The sequence below is a fragment of the Shewanella sp. NIFS-20-20 genome (genome assembly GCF_019209865.1).
Taxonomy (GTDB): domain Bacteria; phylum Pseudomonadota; class Gammaproteobacteria; order Enterobacterales; family Shewanellaceae; genus Shewanella.
This window is the reverse complement of record NZ_JAHUTT010000076.1, coordinates 1-16,704: the sequence shown is the minus strand read 5'-3', so window position 1 is coordinate 16,704 and position 16,704 is coordinate 1. Positions and strand designations below refer to the sequence as shown.

General features: G+C 48.7%; 14 protein-coding genes and 1 other RNA gene. 7 read left to right on the top strand and 8 right to left on the bottom strand.

Annotated elements, in window-relative coordinates; genetic code table 11:
• Positions 1–157: 157 nt before the first annotated feature.
• A complete protein-coding gene (gene rpiA / locus KU855_RS17205; RefSeq protein WP_218532027.1) occupies positions 158–820 on the bottom strand; it encodes a ribose-5-phosphate isomerase RpiA in 663 nt (220 codons plus the stop codon).
• Between the two features lie 202 nt (positions 821–1,022).
• Between rpiA and KU855_RS17200 the strand changes: the two genes are divergently transcribed.
• The gene (locus tag KU855_RS17200) at positions 1,023–1,946 is read left to right on the top strand and encodes a DUF808 domain-containing protein (RefSeq protein ID WP_218532032.1); all 924 of its coding nucleotides are present in this window, start codon (positions 1,023–1,025) and stop codon (positions 1,944–1,946) included.
• A gap of 11 nt (positions 1,947–1,957) precedes the next feature.
• Here KU855_RS17200 and KU855_RS17195 read toward each other — a convergent pair whose 3' ends face one another.
• From KU855_RS17195 to KU855_RS17185, 3 genes are all read right to left on the bottom strand, one after another.
• Positions 1,958–2,593 carry a 5-formyltetrahydrofolate cyclo-ligase gene (locus KU855_RS17195; protein WP_218532025.1) on the bottom strand — a complete coding sequence of 212 codons (636 nt, stop codon included), beginning with the start codon at positions 2,591–2,593 and terminating at the stop codon, positions 1,958–1,960.
• Between the two features lie 26 nt (positions 2,594–2,619).
• Positions 2,620–2,798: non-coding RNA, 6S RNA (gene ssrS, locus KU855_RS17190), on the bottom strand.
• 6 nt (positions 2,799–2,804) lie between these two features.
• Complete coding sequence (locus KU855_RS17185) at positions 2,805–3,155, bottom strand: cell division protein ZapA (protein ID WP_218532022.1); 351 nt, start codon at positions 3,153–3,155, stop codon at positions 2,805–2,807.
• A gap of 242 nt (positions 3,156–3,397) precedes the next feature.
• On the opposite strand from KU855_RS17185, the gene KU855_RS17180 reads away from it, so the two are divergent.
• The 6 genes from KU855_RS17180 to gcvP all read left to right on the top strand — a co-directional run bounded on the left by KU855_RS17180 (position 3,398) and on the right by gcvP (position 11,223).
• Positions 3,398–3,970 carry a UPF0149 family protein gene (locus KU855_RS17180; RefSeq protein WP_218532013.1) on the top strand — a complete coding sequence of 191 codons (573 nt, stop codon included), beginning with the start codon at positions 3,398–3,400 and terminating at the stop codon, positions 3,968–3,970.
• A gap of 10 nt (positions 3,971–3,980) precedes the next feature.
• Positions 3,981–5,189 (top strand): 2-octaprenyl-6-methoxyphenyl hydroxylase, encoded by a 1,209-nt coding sequence (ubiH, locus tag KU855_RS17175; protein ID WP_218532011.1) that lies wholly within the window; start codon positions 3,981–3,983, stop codon positions 5,187–5,189.
• A 24-nt stretch (positions 5,190–5,213) separates the two neighbouring features.
• Positions 5,214–6,431 carry an FAD-dependent oxidoreductase gene (locus KU855_RS17170; RefSeq protein WP_218532006.1) on the top strand — a complete coding sequence of 406 codons (1,218 nt, stop codon included), beginning with the start codon at positions 5,214–5,216 and terminating at the stop codon, positions 6,429–6,431.
• Positions 6,432–6,740: 309 nt separating this feature from the next.
• Positions 6,741–7,832, top strand: a complete 1,092-nt coding sequence (gene gcvT / locus KU855_RS17165; protein ID WP_218532004.1) for a glycine cleavage system aminomethyltransferase GcvT — start codon at positions 6,741–6,743, stop codon at positions 7,830–7,832.
• A gap of 25 nt (positions 7,833–7,857) precedes the next feature.
• Positions 7,858–8,247, top strand: coding sequence for a glycine cleavage system protein GcvH (gene gcvH, locus KU855_RS17160; RefSeq protein ID WP_218532002.1), 390 nt, complete (start codon positions 7,858–7,860; stop codon positions 8,245–8,247).
• 93 nt (positions 8,248–8,340) lie between these two features.
• Positions 8,341–11,223 (top strand): aminomethyl-transferring glycine dehydrogenase, encoded by a 2,883-nt coding sequence (gene gcvP, locus KU855_RS17155; protein ID WP_218532000.1) that lies wholly within the window; start codon positions 8,341–8,343, stop codon positions 11,221–11,223.
• 115 nt (positions 11,224–11,338) lie between these two features.
• Here gcvP and KU855_RS19140 read toward each other — a convergent pair whose 3' ends face one another.
• The 4 genes from KU855_RS19140 to KU855_RS17135 form a co-directional block, all read right to left on the bottom strand.
• Positions 11,339–11,686, bottom strand: coding sequence for a DUF4260 domain-containing protein (locus KU855_RS19140; protein WP_371316389.1), 348 nt, complete (start codon positions 11,684–11,686; stop codon positions 11,339–11,341).
• Between the two features lie 867 nt (positions 11,687–12,553).
• On the bottom strand, positions 12,554–13,618 hold the full coding sequence (locus KU855_RS17145) for a hypothetical protein (RefSeq protein WP_218531998.1): 1,065 nt from the start codon (positions 13,616–13,618) through the stop codon (positions 12,554–12,556).
• A 688-nt stretch (positions 13,619–14,306) separates the two neighbouring features.
• The gene (locus KU855_RS17140) at positions 14,307–15,680 is read right to left on the bottom strand and encodes an NCS2 family permease (RefSeq protein ID WP_218531996.1); all 1,374 of its coding nucleotides are present in this window, start codon (positions 15,678–15,680) and stop codon (positions 14,307–14,309) included.
• Between the two features lie 142 nt (positions 15,681–15,822).
• Positions 15,823–15,975: a hypothetical protein gene (locus KU855_RS17135; RefSeq protein ID WP_218531995.1), complete on the bottom strand. Its 153-nt coding sequence runs from the start codon at positions 15,973–15,975 to the stop codon at positions 15,823–15,825.
• Positions 15,976–16,704 lie beyond the last annotated feature (729 nt).

Genomic DNA, 16,704 nt, shown 5'->3' with positions numbered 1-16,704 from the left:
GATTGATATGAGTACGCGCCAAAGCTTCTGAAAGTTGCATAAAAAAATCCGATGACAAGGGGTCATCGGATTTTGATCCTTTCAGTGAGATCGTCAAGCGATCTGTCTTAACTGATCGGCATTACGCGATTGCGGGTTTTTTATGAGGCCGTTAGGATTACTGGGCCTTGATGGTCTTGACGCCGTCGCTCGCACCGACCAATAAAATATCGGCACCGCGGGCAGCAAATAATCCGTTAGTGACTACGCCAACAATATTGTTGATTTGCGCTTCTAAGGTCTTAGGGTCAACAATACTCATGTTGTACACATCTAAAATCACATTGCCATTGTCAGTCACCACCCCTTCGCGATAAACAGGGTCACCACCAAGCTTGACTAATTGACGGGCAACATAGGACCGTGCCATTGGAATGACTTCGACCGGCAGAGGGAATTGACCGAGCACGTCCACTTGCTTGCTGGTATCGGCAATACACACAAAAGTGTTTGCCACAGCGGCAACGATTTTTTCGCGGGTCAGCGCCGCACCGCCACCTTTGATCATGTCCATGTGCGGATTAATTTCATCGGCACCATCAACATACAAGGCTAAGTCATTGACACTGTTGAGATCAAATACCGGAATGCCTAAAGCTTTCATTTTAGCGGTTGAAGCTTCCGAGCTAGAGACAGCACCTTCAATATCGGCCTTGATGGTGGCGAGGGCATCGATAAAGTGGTTAACGGTCGAGCCAGTACCGACACCGACAATGGTATCTTTTTCAACATACTTCAGGGCGGCCCAGGCGGCGGCTTTTTTCATTTCATCTTGGGTCATGCTGCAATCCTTGTTGGCGTAGAATTATTTGCGGCCAATTATACCCTGAATTTGTTGCATAAGGGCGGCTTTGTGATGACCGCAAGATGAATTCTGTCACCATCGAGCCAGATTAATCCGCCATCATCTTGAGGCTTGTCAGTGGTAATTTAAAAGGGATGGTTTATGATGAATAACCATTTTACTAAAATGAGAGGCCATGATGGCGGGAGCCAGTTTATTAACCTTATTAGATGATATTGCCAGCATGCTCGATGACGTGGCACTGATGAGTAAAGTGGCCGCCCATAAAACCGCTGGGGTATTAGGGGACGATTTAGCCCTCAATGCGCAGCAAGTTGCTGGGGTCAGTGCTGAGCGCGAGTTACCTGTGGTGTGGGCGGTCGCTAAGGGCTCTTTTAAAAATAAAGCCATCTTAGTGCCGCTGGCGCTAGTGATCAGTGCCCTGGCTCCGTGGTTGGTCACGCCATTGCTAATGATTGGCGGCTTGTACCTATGTTTTGAAGGTGCCGAAAAGCTCGCCGAAAAATGGCTGCATAGCGAACATCTGGCCCAAGAGGAAGAGTTACCCGATGATCTTGATGCGTGGGAAGCGCAAAAAATTAAGGGCGCAATCCGTACTGACTTTGTGTTATCTGCCGAAATCATTGCCATCAGCCTTGGCGTGGTGGCCGCCAGTAGCTTGACGATTCAAGCCGCCACCTTAGTGGTGATCGCTATCCTGATGACCATTGGTGTCTACGGCTTAGTGGCCGGGATAGTCAAGCTTGATGATGCTGGCTTGTATCTGATGAATAAACCCGGAGCCAGTCAAAGCAGCCAAGCGCTAGGGCGGGGATTATTGGCCTTGGCGCCCAAATTAATGAAAGGCCTGACCGTGATAGGCACTATTGCCATGTTTATGGTTGGTGGTGGCATTCTGGTTCACGGTATCCACGCCATTGGCGAGCTCTTTCACCAGTGGGCACAGTCCTTTAGCACTATCGCCTTGATTGGGCCTGCCTTAGCTTACAGTTTGCCGACGCTATTAAATGCGGTGTTTGGGGTCATGTGTGGCGCAGTGGCGGTAGCGGTAGTCAGCTTAGTGCAAAAACTACGGCATTCGCGCAATCATGGTGAACACTAAAGCGCAGCTAGCTATTTGGTTTTAAAATCATAACATTGGCTGGGAGTAACCACATAGTCTAGCCCTTGATCCCAAGCTTCTACGGGTAAGGTCGCCACTTGCTGAACATCATGGGCAAAGCCAATCGTAATGGCTTGGCTATGAGCCAGCGTTCGATCGTAATAGCCACCGCCCATGCCCATGCGTTGGCCGTGCTTATCGAAGGCAACTAAGGGGGTGAGGATGGCATCCAGTTGCCCCGCGGGGCGCACATGCCGGCAATCGAGCTTAGGCTCGGCTATCCCAAAACGATTGCGACTCATCTCGGTTTGGGCACGGTATTCCAAAAACAATAAATGGCCATGACAGAAGGGGTGCAGCCGCGGTAAATACAAATGGCAATCGGGTCGTTGCTGGCGTAATAACTGGATCAGGGGTTGTGTATCGAGTTCACTGCCAAGGGTGTGGTATAAGGCGAGGTGCTTAATCGGCAGTCGCTTGAGTAAATCGAGGGTTAACTGCGCGGCTTGCTGAGCGCTAGCGCGTTGCTGTTGTGGGCTGATTGCCGCACGCGCTTGCTTGAGTGATTGGCGCATCTGCTGGCGCTGGCTTTGACGTAGTGCGAGCAAGCACTCGGGCTGGTCATTGGGTACCGCGGGTCTGTCCATGGCGGAGTATGGCCCCTAAGCTTAGGATGCTCCCCAGAATGCCGTTTCGGGTGTAGCCCTTGAACCGTAGGTTCAAGGCGGGATACTGATTACCTCCTAAGGCTTCTCGGAAAACCGAGCATGCTCAATGTCAGTAAAAACAGCAACCCTAAGTTTGTAAATATCGGCACAGGGACATTACCTTCAACGCACATCCCAGGGAGCAAATTTGTTAACCCTTAGAGTGAGGATCATCCTGTCGAGGGGATGGCTCTTGCGTGGTCGAATGACTGCGTTCAACCAGGGCATTTTCTAGGGTGGACTGCAATAGACCAATGCGTTCATCCATCTGTCTAATGTAGTCTTGATTCTTCATTTTTTCTTCATACAACTCATAGCCAATATTTAAGGCGGCCATGATGGCGATATCTTCGCGGCTAAGGCTATTGGTTCTCGCTCGCATTGACGTCAGCTGTTGTTCAAGTTTTACAGCAACTTGTTTTAGCGCGGCTTCCTGCCCCACCGGACAGGCAATAGAGTAGGTGCGACCCAAAAGGGTAATATCTACGGCACGATTACTCATCTTAGCGTTATATCCTGTGATTAGCTCCTGAGGCGGACTATATAAGGGTGCCGCCAAAAGTGCAAGATAACAAAGGGCTGATTTTGTTAATGCTAGCCTAATTGCCGAGCGATTGGGCAGTGATTGCTTAATTGAGAAGCGCTTAGTGGCGACAACAATGAAACGATGGGATCAAAGTCCTTGGGCTGACTTGGCCAATTCTGCTAGCATTGTAATCAATATCTAGTAATGGGAATTTTATCATGGCCACCCCTCCATCTTTATGCATTGAGCAAGTAAATAACGCCTTACGCGAGGCCGAAATCGGCCAACATGCGGTTGAGGTTCACGGCGCGTTAGTGGGCCTGATTTGCGGTGGTGTGCAGTTGACTCCAAACGGTTGGCAAAAGCCCTTGAGTGAGTTAATGAATGATGGCCAAGCCTTACCCAAGAACTTAGAGCAGCTGGTCACTGTGATGTACCAAGATTCGGTGTCACGCTTAGCTGAAATGGAATTTGGTTTCACCTTGTTGTTACCCGACGAAGAAGAAACACTGGCCTCACGCTTGGAAGCCTTATCGTTATGGGTGCAAAGCTTCTTAACTGGCTTGGCCATTATTCAGCCCAAGCTTAAGAGCGCGTCGGCGGAAGTTCGTGAAGTCATTGATGATTTATCTGAAATTGCACGGGTTGAATTAGAGGTCGACGAAGATGAAGAGTCTGAAGCGGCACTGATGGAGCTGGTGGAGTTTGTCCGGATGGCGGCGATGTTATGTTATTCCGAGTTCGGTACCGAACCTGAAATGGATACCGACGCTCCGCAAACTCTACATTAAGGATAATGTCATGAAGCAAGATGCCGAGCTGTGGGATCTCGTTATTGTCGGTGGCGGCATGACAGGAGCCTTATTGGCCTTGGCATTGCGCTCACTGACATCGGCAAAAATTGCCTTAATCGAAGCACAAGCCGTCAGTGCGGATCACCCCGGCTTTGATGCCCGTTCTATCGCGCTTGCCCAAGGTTCGGTCGAGCAGCTTAAACGATGGCAACTCTGGCCATTGTTGGCACCGCTCACCAGCCCGATTAATACCATTCACGTGTCAGATCGCGGCAACTTTGGCATGACCACACTCGAGGCCAAGGCCCCAGGCATTGCGGCGTTTGGTCAAGTGTTAGGACTGGAAGACGCGGGACGCCAATTACAGCAAGCCTTGGTCCAAGCCGATATCGATTTTGTCTGCCCAGACACAGTGGCGCAATTAAGTACTCACGCTGACTATCAGCAACTTACCTTGAGCTCGGGTCGTCAACTACGCAGTCGCTTATTGGTGGCCGCAGACGGCGCGCAGTCTTTTGTGCGCCAATGCTTAGGACTTGAGCAACAGCTCACCGATTTTAATCAAAGCGCCATCATTGCCAATATCAGCCTCGATAGACCGCATCAAGGGCAAGCCTTTGAGCGCTTTACCGCACAAGGGCCATTAGCTTTACTGCCCATGGCCAAAGGGAACGGCAAATGTATGTCGTTAGTGTGGGCGATGTCGCCGGCGCAGCAAGCTGAGTATCTGAATTTGGCCGACACTAAGTTTTTAGCGGTGTTACAAGCGGCCTTCGGCTATCGCGCGGGCGCTTTTACGCGGGTGAGTCAACGTCATGGCTACCCGTTAATTATGTCGGTGATGCCACGGCCAATTTACCATCGCTGCGTGTTTGTCGGTAATGCCGCGCAAACCTTGCATCCTATTGCCGGCCAGGGATTTAACTTAGGCTTGCGAGATATTGCCGGCCTAGTGTCTGTATTAACCCCGGTATTGAATGCTGGAGGAGACGCGGGCAGTGCGGCATTAACGCATGACTATCTTGCCGCTCGCACTCAAGATCGCCAAGCCACGCTCTTGGCAATCGAAACCTTAGTTCGCGGTTTTTCTAATCAGGATTGGCCGCTGGTGCTCGGGCGGAATATTGGCCTGAGATTGTTATCTTGGTGCCCCCCGTTGAAGCGCCCCGTCGTGGCGTCAGCCTTGGGCTGGCCGCAACCAACCGCAGCCCATTAACCCGCATTAGCAAGGACAATAACGATGTTTACAACCCAAACCTATGATGTGGCGATAGTCGGGGGTGGCATGGTGGGCTTAACCACCGCCATCGGCTTAGCCGAAAGCGGGCTGAATGTGGTGGTTATTGACAGCGCCCAGCTCAAAGCAGTCAGTGGCGAGCCTCGACTGCGGGTTAGTGCCATCAACCGCTGTAGCCAGCAGTTACTCGCCAATCTCGGCGCATGGGCCTATGTCGATCAGCAGCGACTTGGCCCTTATCAATCCATGGCCGTGTGGACTAAAAATGGCATGGGCCAGATTGAGTTTGATGCCGATAGTGTTCAGCAAGCCCAATTAGGCGATATCGTCGAAAATGATGTCTTAAGTTTTGCCTTAGGCCGACGCGCGGCCGAACTCGATAACCTTACCCATTTACAGCAGCACAGCTTACTGCGGGTAAGTTTTGGTGAGCGTGAAGCTTGGCTCAGTTTGAGCGACCAGCAAGAAGTCAGTGCCAGCTTAGTGATTGCTGCCGATGGCGCCGAATCGTTGGTGCGCAGCCAAGCGAAAATCCCGCTGACATTTTGGGATTACGGTCATCATGCCATGGTCGCGACCATTCGTACCGAATTGCCGCATCAGGGCTGCGCTCGCCAAGTATTTTCCGAACAAGGAATTTTAGCGTTATTGCCCTTAGCTGATCCGCACTTATGCTCGATGGTGTGGTCACAAGCCCCTGGCGTGACTCAGGCATTGCAACAGGCCCGCACCACCGAGTTTGAGCGGACCTTAACCGCGGCTTTTGATGCGCGTTTGGGCTTATGTCAGCTCGCCAGTGAACGCCAAAGCTTCCCGCTACGGATGCGCTATGCCCGTCATTTTGCGCGCCATCGCTTGTTATTGGCTGGCGATGCGGCTCATACCATTCATCCCTTAGCCGGGCAGGGGGTTAATCTTGGCTTGTTAGACGCCGCGTGGATCATCGATACCTTGGCGAAACTTAACGCCGCCGGTAAAGATATTGGCGAATATCGACATTTGCGCGCCTTAGAGCGACATCGTAAAGCCGATGCCATGGCCATGATTGCGGCGATGGAAGCCTTTAAGCAAGGTTTTAGCGGTAGTCATCCGTTGAAAAAACTGGTGCGGGAACTGGGGTTGAACCTAGTGGATTCATCCTCTGGCCTGAAAACACTGTTTATTGAACAGGCCATGGGACAACATAGCCGATTACCGGCGGTGTGTTTAGCGCGCGATTAATGGCTGCAAAGCCTGTGGTGCTAAGGCTTAGCGCCACAGGAGACCTTGATGAATCCCTGCTAGGTTCGCTCACCTCGGATTAGATAAACTAATTGATACAAGGGTATTGATAAGATTATTTTTTGTATACAAACCGATAGCCCAAGGTATAATTTTGGCGCTTTTTCTATGAACAAAGCGTAACAACGACACGTAATAATAAGCAGATAGCAACACCAATAAATCTGCAATTTGACAGCAAAGCACAGCATTTCTGCGGTTTGACCTTGAGGTTGAACAACAATTCTACTCCCAGGATAAGGGCTGAAAATGGCTAAAACTGTACTCTACAACAAGCATCTTGAATCCAACGCCAAAATGGTTGATTTTCACGGCTGGGATATGCCAATCAACTACGGCTCTCAGATTGAAGAGCACCATGCGGTTCGCCAAGATGCAGGCATGTTTGATGTGTCCCATATGACAGTCGTCGATATCGAAGGCGGCGATGCCAAGCCGTTTCTGCGCAAATTATTGGCCAACGACATCGCCAAGTTAACCGTCCCTGGTAAAGCGCTATATAGCGGCATGTTGAACCAACAAGCGGGCGTAATTGACGATCTCATCACCTATTACCTCAATGATAACTTCTATCGCGTGGTCGTGAACTCGGCGACTCGTGACAATGACTTGGCGTGGATCAATGCCAACAGCCAAGGTTTTGATGTCACAGTGACTGAACGCCCAGAGTTGGCGATGATTGCCGTACAAGGACCCCAAGCTAAGGCTCGTGCCGCCAGCGTATTTTCGCCCGAGCAAGTGGCTGCTGTGGCGGAAATGAAACCTTTCTTTGGCGTGCAGGCCGGTAGTTTGTTTATTGCCACCACAGGGTATACCGGCGAAGCCGGTTACGAGATTATTGTCCCCGAGGCTGAAGCGGCTGATTTATGGCAAGCGCTACTTGACGCTGGTGTACGTCCTTGTGGCTTAGGCGCCCGCGACACCTTGCGCTTAGAAGCCGGCATGAACTTATATGGTCAAGATATGGATGAAAGCGTCAATCCATTGGCCGCCAATATGGGCTGGACCATCGCTTGGCAACCAGAAGATCGTGACTTTATTGGCCGTGAGGCATTAACCGCTATTCGCGCTGCAGGTACCCAAAAGTTAGTCGGGCTAGTGATGGAAACCAAGGGCGTGTTGCGCCACGGTATGACAGTGCACTTTAGCGGCCATGACGGTCAAGAAAGTGAAGGTGTGATCACTAGCGGGACTTTCTCTCCTACCTTAGGCTATGCTATTGCCATGGCTCGGGTCGGAGCCGACATTGGCGATTCTGCTGAGGTGACTATTCGCAATAAACGCGTTCCTGTACGTGTGGTAGCGCCTGCGTTTGTACGCAATGGAAAACAAGCATTCTGAATATAACGAACAAGGAAATAAAACGATGAGCAATATTCCGTCTGAACTCAAGTATGCCGCTTCCCATGAATGGGTTCGTCGCGAAGATGATGGTAGCTATACCGTAGGTATTACTGAGCATGCGCAAGAGTTACTCGGTGACATGGTGTTTGTTGAGTTACCAGACGTGGGCGATACCCTCAATGCCGGCGATGATTGCGCGGTTGCTGAATCAGTGAAAGCGGCCTCAGATATCTATGCGCCGCTGTCAGGTGAAGTGGTTGCCGTTAACACGGCCTTAGAAGATTCCCCTGAGTTGGTCAACTCAGATGCCTTCGGCGATGGTTGGTTTTTCCGTGTGATGCCAAACGATGAAACTGAGCTTGACAACTTACTCGACGCCGACGCGTATCAAGAGGTTGTCGACGAAGCTTAATCTGCTCTAAACAAAGCCCCATCGGGGCTTTGTTTACATTACGCTGTCCTTTAAAAGACCGGTGATAACCGGCATTAGACTACAAGGTTAAAGATGAGCCCTAATACCCTTACCCAATTAGAACAGCATGACATGTTCTTGCGTCGTCACATCGGCCCAGGCCAAGCTGAGCAACAAACCATGCTCAATTATGTTGGTGTCGAATCATTGGAACAGTTGACCGCCCAAATCGTCCCGGCCGATATTCGATTAACCAAGCCATTGATCGTGGGTGAGTCACGCTCAGAAGCCGAAGGCTTGGCCATTATTAAAGAGTACGCTGACCGTAACCAATTGAAAAAAAATTATATTGGTATGGGTTACTACGGCACTTTAGTGCCAAACGTTATTTTACGAAACGTCTTAGAAAATCCAGGTTGGTACACGGCTTACACCCCATATCAGCCTGAAATTGCCCAAGGTCGCCTCGAAGCTATTCTCAACTTCCAACAAGTGTCGATGGACTTAACCGGGCTTGACTTAGCTTCGGCTTCTTTGCTCGATGAAGCCACTGCTGGCGCTGAAGCCATGGCCTTGGCAAAGCGAGTGTCTAAAGCCAAAAAAGCCAATATCTTCTTTGTCGCCGACGATGTTTTTCCGCAAACCATCGATGTGGTTAAGACCCGCGCCGAATACTTAGGCATCGAAGTGGTCGTGGGCAAAGCCAGCGAGGCCAGCCAATACGAGCTATTTGGTGCCTTGTTCCAATACACCAATCGCGTTGGTGATATTAACGATTTATCGAGCTTAATTGCGCCACTTAAAGACAAAAAAGCCATTATCTGTGTCGCCGCCGACATTATGTCGCTGGTCTTACTTAAATCGCCTGGAAGCTTAGGCGCCGACGTTGTATTTGGTAGTGCCCAGCGCTTTGGTGTGCCTATGGGCTTTGGTGGCCCACATGCCGCTTTCTTTGTGACCCGTGACGAGCATAAGCGCTCGATGCCGGGTCGAATTATTGGTGTCTCTAAAGATGCTCGTGGCAACAAGGCATTGCGGATGGCGATGCAGACGCGTGAGCAACATATTCGCCGCGAAAAAGCCAACTCCAACATCTGTACTGCGCAAGTCTTGTTGGCCAACATGGCCTCATTCTACGCGGTATATCATGGCCCAAAAGGCTTGCACACCATCGCATCGCGCATTCACCGCCTGACCGATATTCTCGCGCTGGGCTTAACTCGCCAAGGCTGTCAGTTAGTCAACCAGCGCTGGTTTGATACCCTAACGGTGACAGGACTGAATGACGACGTTCATAAGCGCGCCATCGCAGCAGGCGTCAACCTGCGCCTAGACGCCGAAGGTAGCGTCGGTATGAGTATCGATGAAACGACCACTCGCGCCGACATCGCTCAGTTATTTGATGTCCTGCTTGGCGACAACCATGGTTTAGACGTCAGTGCGCTCGACGTCGAGGTGATGGCCGCTAGCCCAACCTTAACGGCTGCTGAGTTGCGTGATGATGCGATTTTGAGCCACCCCACCTTTAATTCTTACCATAGCGAAACTGAGATGATGCGTTATCTCAAGCGCTTAGAGAATAAAGACATGGCCTTAAATCACTCGATGATTTCTTTGGGATCATGCACCATGAAGCTCAATGCTGCGGTTGAAATGATCCCGGTTAGCTGGCCAGCATTTGCCAATATGCACCCATTCTGTCCACAAGATCAGGCGAGCGGTTATCGTGCCATGATCAGTGAATTGGCCAGTTGGCTGGTGGATATCACAGGTTATGATGCCATGTGTATGCAGCCGAACTCAGGCGCACAAGGCGAATACGCCGGGCTGTTAGCCATCCGAAAATACCATGAATCTCGTGGTGACGGTCATCGTGATATCTGCTTGATCCCGCAGTCAGCCCACGGCACCAACCCCGCCTCAGCGCAACTGGCGGGTATGAAAGTGGTGGTGACGGCTTGCGATAAGCAAGGTAACGTCGATTTGGCAGACTTACGCGAGAAGGCCGCCGAGCTGGCCGACAATTTGGCTTGCGTGATGATCACCTACCCATCGACGCATGGGGTTTACGAAGAAACCGCCCGAGAAATTTGCGATATCATTCATCAGCATGGCGGCCAAGTCTACCTCGACGGTGCCAATATGAATGCCCAAGTCGGCTTAACCGCCCCTGGCGTCATTGGTGCCGACGTCTCTCACCTTAACCTGCATAAGACTTTTGCCATCCCTCATGGCGGCGGTGGTCCAGGCATGGGGCCTATCGGGGTTAAAGCCCATTTAGCGCCGTTTGTGGCGGGCCATGTGGTGGTCAAAGATGGTGAAATTTCGCAAAACAACGGTGCCGTATCGGCCGCGCCATTTGGAAGTGCTGGCATCCTGCCTATCAGCTGGATGTATATTCGCTTATTAGGCAGCGAAGGCTTAGCCCGTTCAACCCAGGTGGCGATGCTGAATGCCAACTACGTGGCCAAGAAGCTGTCGGCTCATTACCCGATTTTATATCGTGGCCGTAACGACAGAATCGCTCATGAGTGCATTATCGACTTGCGCCCACTCAAAGAAGCCTCGGGTATCACTGAGATGGATATCGCTAAGCGCTTAAACGATTATGGCTTCCATTCACCCACTATGAGCTTCCCAGTGGCGGGTACCTTAATGATTGAGCCCACCGAATCAGAAGCTAAGGTCGAACTGGACCGCTTTATCGAGGCCATGGTGTCAATTCGGGCTGAAATCGCGAAAGTGGAATCCGGTGAATGGCCCGCAGACAATAATCCACTGCATAATGCGCCGCACACGTTAGCTGATATTATGGATGCCCAATTTGATGCTCGCCCCTATACCCGGGAGCAAGCCGCATTTCCATCCAACGCCGTGCGTGCCAACAAGTTCTGGCCATCGGTCAACCGTATCGATGACGTCTACGGTGACCGTAACTTGATGTGTAGTTGTGTGCCATTAAGCGATTACGAATAAATGACAATCCTTGTCAGTTGCCAATTAAGTTGGTGACTGTTACATGAGCAAAGCGGATCAGAGATGATCCGCTTTTTTTATTTGGCGCCGCTAACGCGACGGCCTTGGTTTCTGGTTATCTGTCTCTTTTGGTGCCAATGGTACCTAAGTGCGTGTTACAAAATCCTTTTCCATACTTCAAGCCATACCCTAAAGCACGGTCAAAACCAATATGAGCAGCCCAAACCAAACCAATGATTTGCCAGAGTTCATTCGCCGAATGAACAAATAGCGCGAAAACGATGACTGGGCCTATATACGAATGTGCACTGTTATAGGTGGTAGCGCCGACTTTATTGCCAAAGATATAGCCAAGCAATGAAAGATCAGGAACGAGAAAAAATATAAAAAATGTCGCCCAGTTGAAGCCAACAGAATGATAAAAATATAGCGCTAGCGTTAGTACAGCTAAGCATGGTGATATTGAGTGACAAATGAGTATTGAATATGCACTTTAGGTCGTTGTTTTAATTAATGGGCTAGCTATTTTCCACCCGAAAATCTAGGCCAAATTCCTTTAAAAGTTTATCGAATGCCTCTCGATTTTTAGGTGCTAAAATCGTTTGGTAACTCCAAGGGCTAGTTAAAATTTGCGGCGAACTGACTCTAAGTCAGATTGTATTTTTAGCTGTTTTATTGATTGATTCACCGTTGTGATTTCTATTTGAGCTTGAAGCGAAATCGCCAGTAATAACGTGAGTAATAACAATAGTCTAATTAGCATAAATCCCTTATTAGGGGGGGATGTGACGACTTCAATAAAATAGTCACCACCGGCGCTGTTCACTGAGTATGTTATCAAGACGTTATCACCTTCATCGTGCATACTCCATTGAATTCATCGCAGCGTTGCGTTTGTTAGACCGGCTAATCAAGATTTTCTGAAGATAATAAATGGGAAAAATAAAATATGTCGTGGTAATGCTAACAACCGCTAGCGGTGTTAACTCTCTAGTTTAATAGCTCCAAGGTTAATTAACGCCTGGCAATATAGAATATGAACAATAAGGTGCGCGCTTAGCCCTTGATGGCTATGGCTCTGAGTTCGGGATGGGATAGGTTTAGGCAGAACATGACGAGCATCTTAGCCGCTCACGATGGGCCGCATAGACTCAAAAGCTGTCTGCAGCGTTAAAGGGGGGAGTTTACAAATCGGCGTATAGACGAAGTAAGGCAATCGATAAGATGCGCAAGCTGTGGCAACACAGTTATTGGCACCAATACTAAATCGGTATTCAACGGCATCGATTTGCCCACAATCGATGCCGTGTCTATTAACTCAGTAGTGTGATTACTTACTGTTAGTTATTTCAGAGTAGAGGCTATTCACTGGATTATTATAGAGTGAGCTTAACACTGCCTTGGCGTTACCACCGAACACACCATGATTACCAAAGTGAGTAAAATGCTCACTCAACCCAATCGCGTGCGCTATTTCATGCACTATGACATCGTGACTAATTTTGTCCATATTAGTGCATTGGCTGTGAGCTTGCCCCAAGTTAACCCAGTTAAAGCTTTCGTTGGTTAAGTAGCCTTCGTTATCAATGAAGTAACTAGGTTGTCCCATCACCAATGGAATAGAAGATGCGTTAGCTAAACTACCCTCACAAGAGCTGCGAAATACCGTACCCCATGCCAAGATTAAGCCGCCGTTGACGCCATCACGTGCAATCAGTTTTTTATAGCTATCACCTACCTGAGCCTCAGTCGCTGGTACCCCTTGACCTGAAATAAATCCATCCCAAAGATTAGATAACTCAGAGCCGACATATGCATACTCGGCTTCAAATAAAGCGTCATATTGGGTTATCTGAGAGTAGCGAATTTCAGTTTGGAAAATCTGCTGTCCAGCAATATGCTCGATTTGTTTCAACGCATCACGGATCATCTGCTCACGCTGTGGAGTGAGATGCTTATTTTCATTGATATAGACAGGGAGTAAATCGCTATCGGGATTATTGACTTCATTGGCATTACGGAATCGTGTAATCCTTACGTCATCCTTGCTTAAGTTCAATGCGGCCAAATTATCTTCGTGCTGCGGATCAAATTGTTGGTGAGCAGCATTAGAGTGCTCCATGCAAACCATATTCCCTTGACAGCGTCTTGAGTCTGTATGTTCGATATGTTCGTTGCCATTTTCATCGTGACGAACATAAAAAACTTCTTTTTGAGTAACGTTTTGAAAAATACGTGATTGCGTCTCTTTAACTAATTGCTGAACGACTGAATCAGCAATATTACTGCCATCATTATTATCGCTGCTGTCATCACCACCGCCACAGCCACTGACTAAAACCGTTGAGAAGGTGAGGGCCAATAGTTGTTTTTTAGATTGATTGAAAAAAATCATTAATTACACTCAAAATAATATATATGTATGGAGGTTAGTTTTTAAGCGTAAAACTAAACACTGACATTAGTTAAATAACCAATGTTATTAATTGTATGGCTGTCGCTTGTGGAACGTGCGGATAGTACAGATTGCGAACTGTTATGGAAAGTAAAACAATCTGTTCAGTTAATTAACTGAGTGAATTTTATTCGAAATACAGCAGGGTTGATTAATCAAATTTTAGTTATAGCTTAAATAATTCAGCGCCTTTAGTAAAAGAGGCCGTATTTCTCATATTTAAGGTCTTTCTATTATTATCGATAAGTCTATCCAAGTACGATGGAAGTCTTGATCTAACCCATCATGGTGATGGGTGGTGATGATATTGATAGCGGTTATCCCGGCGCAAGTGATGATTCAAGATCTGATGGCAGACAGGCAGTATGAGTTCGGGATGCTTCATCTTTTGGTGCGAGATTTTGCGTTACGAATACGATGAGCACTATGGGTGAACCATGGTCGCTTTGGAGTTATTTATACATGAGATACGTCAGATACTGGTATTATTTAGACGTCGATAAAGTCATGCTCTGCCTTGATATAGCACAGGCTCAACACCAAGGCAGCCTTGCATTTACTGACAAATACAACCACGCTGCTGGCATTAAGGCTCAGCGGCGTGGTTGTATGCGGTTAAAGCAAGTTGTTAATGGCCATCGATGAAGATGAACTTAATCAAGAACAGGATTGCAACCACGACGACGCAAGGGTGAATGTCACGCCATCTTCCGCAGCCAGCTTTGATGACGCAGTAGCTGATAAAGCCGGCAGCAATACCTTCGGTAATAGAGAAGGTAAATGGCATCATCACTGCAGTGATAAAAGCGGGAGCCGCTTCGCTAAGATCGTTCCATTTTACCTTGGTCAGGCCGGCGGTCATCATCACGCCAACGTAGATAAGTGCTCCGGCTACGGCATAGGCAGGTACCATCGCCGCTAGTGGCGACAAGAAAATCACCCCAAGGAACAGTAAACCCACCACGACTGAGGTTAAGCCTGTTCGGCCGCCCACGGCAACACCAGAGGAGCTTTCAATATAGGCTGTGACACTGGAGGTGCCCATATAGGCGCCAGCCACACTGCTGAGTGAGTCTACTTTTAGTGCTTTGCCCATATTCGGGAAGCGGCCCTTGTCATCATTGATGCCGCAGCGCTCGGTCACAGCAATCATGGTGCCTGAGCTATCAAACATGCTCACTAGTGCGAAGGAGAAGATCACCCCAGCTAGGCCAATATCCAAAATGGCACTCAGATCCAGTTGACCAAAGACATGACCAATGGCCGGTGGCATAGAGACGATACCGCTAAACTGTACATCACCGCACAAAGCCGCCAACAAGGTGACCACTAGGGTTGAAATCAGCACCGCTGAATTGACACCACGGTAGGCCAGGATAATGATGATAAAGAAGCCTAAAGAGCCCAGCACCACAGGTAATGAGGTTAATTCACCCACTTTTACCAAAGTATTAGGATCGGCCACTACCAACCCACTGTTCTTAAAGCCCAACAGCGCAATCAGCAAGCCAATACCGGCGGGGATCCCGGTTCTCAGACCCGCAGGAATATTCTCCAGTAGCCATTGACGTAAGCCAACAACCGACACTAGGGCAAAAATTACGGCGCCCCAGAATACCGTGCCCATAGCAACCTGCCAGCTGACGCCCATACCGAGGGTGACTGAGAACGCAAAGAAGGCATTTAGACCCATGGCCGGCGCCAAGGCAATCGGCAAATTAGCAATCAGACCCATAGAGATACTGCCCAGCGCTGCCGCTAAACAGGTGATCACAAACACCGCTTTGGTGTCCATGCCCGCGGCCCCGAGAATTTGCGGGTTAACGAATACTATGTACACCATGGTCATAAAGGTTGTGAAACCGGCGACCACTTCGGTTGATGGCGAACTGCGATTTGCGCTCAAGGCGAATATACGGTTCAGTAATTGGCCAAATCTAGACGTAGGTTGGTAATTGACGTCTGGTGCGTTCTTAACGGAGGAACTTTGCGGAAGTTGCATGAAGGGTTAGCTCGGTTTAAAAAAAAAACCACCGGCAATAAGCCAGTGGATCTTAGTTAATTAAACCTCAAGTTGATGAAAAATTCGATCATGGTGACTTGATGTGTGAGCAATATCACTGTTTCCTATCAAAATAGCCCGCCTATCCCTGCCAAAAGCCAAAAGCCAAAAGCCAAAAGCCAAAAGCCAAAAGCCAAAAGCCAAAAGCCAAAAGCCAAAAGCCAAAAGCCAAAAGCCAAAAGCCAAAAGCCAAAAGCCAAAAGCCAAAAGCCAAAAGCATCGGCGAAAAGTACATGGTGAGTGCCAACTAAACAATTGAGTGTTGCGACGCTAGCTATCTGTTGATATGCGATGTTAGCGATTACCCCTCGGGGGCATCTAATTTAAGTGCCATTTTGTAAACCACAAAAGTTGTGTCAACGATCACATAAACGCTTGCGTAGTTAACAATTGTTGACTGACTAGAATGATAATCCCATACATTAGTAACCCTTTAAGCACATTTTTGCGGCTGCACCTTGTAAAAAAACTCAAAAAAATGCGATGCCACCACAAAAAGATCTTGCTTTTTTGATGGAAATCCCAATCTGATGTGAAATGTTGTCAGCTTTGCTAACTAAGTTTCAGCACGCGCTCGAGGTCACATTTTTTAACTTAGCCTGCGGTAGGACGCTCCCCATAGTAAACAAAACTTAACTGAAATCATCGCTAGGCCTTGCCGTTCTCTGGCACATCAGAGGGTAGATGGGGCAGCGACAGATACCCGGTTTTTGCTTGAGTCGTTAAAGGCTGAACACTTTAGGAAGCATGATATGAACATCACCAATAAAAACGTAGTGTTAGGATGGACAGCGGCTATTGCTGTTGCGGTAATATGGGGTGTCACTGGGGGACACGGCAGGGCGGGATCGCACTTTGTTAACAAATATGATCTAATTGTGCCAAACCCTCAGCAGCACAGTCATTTTGAACCTTATTGAACACTTATCTGTTGTAGAAGATACTCGCTCGGACATCAACCAAA

Excerpts from the sequence above, each read along its gene's own strand:
- gcvH (WP_218532002.1), top strand. The coding sequence starts at position 7,858 with ATGAGCAATATTCCGTCTGAACTCAAGTATGCCGCTTCCCATGAATGG.
- KU855_RS17135 (WP_218531995.1), bottom strand. The coding sequence starts at position 15,975 with ATGTACTTTTCGCCGATGCTTTTGGCTTTTGGCTTTTGGCTTTTGGCT.
- KU855_RS17145 (WP_218531998.1), bottom strand. The coding sequence starts at position 13,618 with ATGATTTTTTTCAATCAATCTAAAAAACAACTATTGGCCCTCACCTTC.
- KU855_RS17185 (WP_218532022.1), bottom strand. The coding sequence starts at position 3,155 with ATGAGTAATCGTGCCGTAGATATTACCCTTTTGGGTCGCACCTACTCT.
- KU855_RS17200 (WP_218532032.1), top strand. The coding sequence starts at position 1,023 with ATGGCGGGAGCCAGTTTATTAACCTTATTAGATGATATTGCCAGCATG.
- KU855_RS17195 (WP_218532025.1), bottom strand. The coding sequence starts at position 2,593 with ATGGACAGACCCGCGGTACCCAATGACCAGCCCGAGTGCTTGCTCGCA.
- gcvT (WP_218532004.1), top strand. The coding sequence starts at position 6,741 with ATGGCTAAAACTGTACTCTACAACAAGCATCTTGAATCCAACGCCAAA.
- KU855_RS17140 (WP_218531996.1), bottom strand. The coding sequence starts at position 15,680 with ATGCAACTTCCGCAAAGTTCCTCCGTTAAGAACGCACCAGACGTCAAT.
- KU855_RS17170 (WP_218532006.1), top strand. The coding sequence starts at position 5,214 with ATGTTTACAACCCAAACCTATGATGTGGCGATAGTCGGGGGTGGCATG.
- KU855_RS17180 (WP_218532013.1), top strand. The coding sequence starts at position 3,398 with ATGGCCACCCCTCCATCTTTATGCATTGAGCAAGTAAATAACGCCTTA.
- ubiH (WP_218532011.1), top strand. The coding sequence starts at position 3,981 with ATGAAGCAAGATGCCGAGCTGTGGGATCTCGTTATTGTCGGTGGCGGC.
- rpiA (WP_218532027.1), bottom strand. The coding sequence starts at position 820 with ATGACCCAAGATGAAATGAAAAAAGCCGCCGCCTGGGCCGCCCTGAAG.
- gcvP (WP_218532000.1), top strand. The coding sequence starts at position 8,341 with ATGAGCCCTAATACCCTTACCCAATTAGAACAGCATGACATGTTCTTG.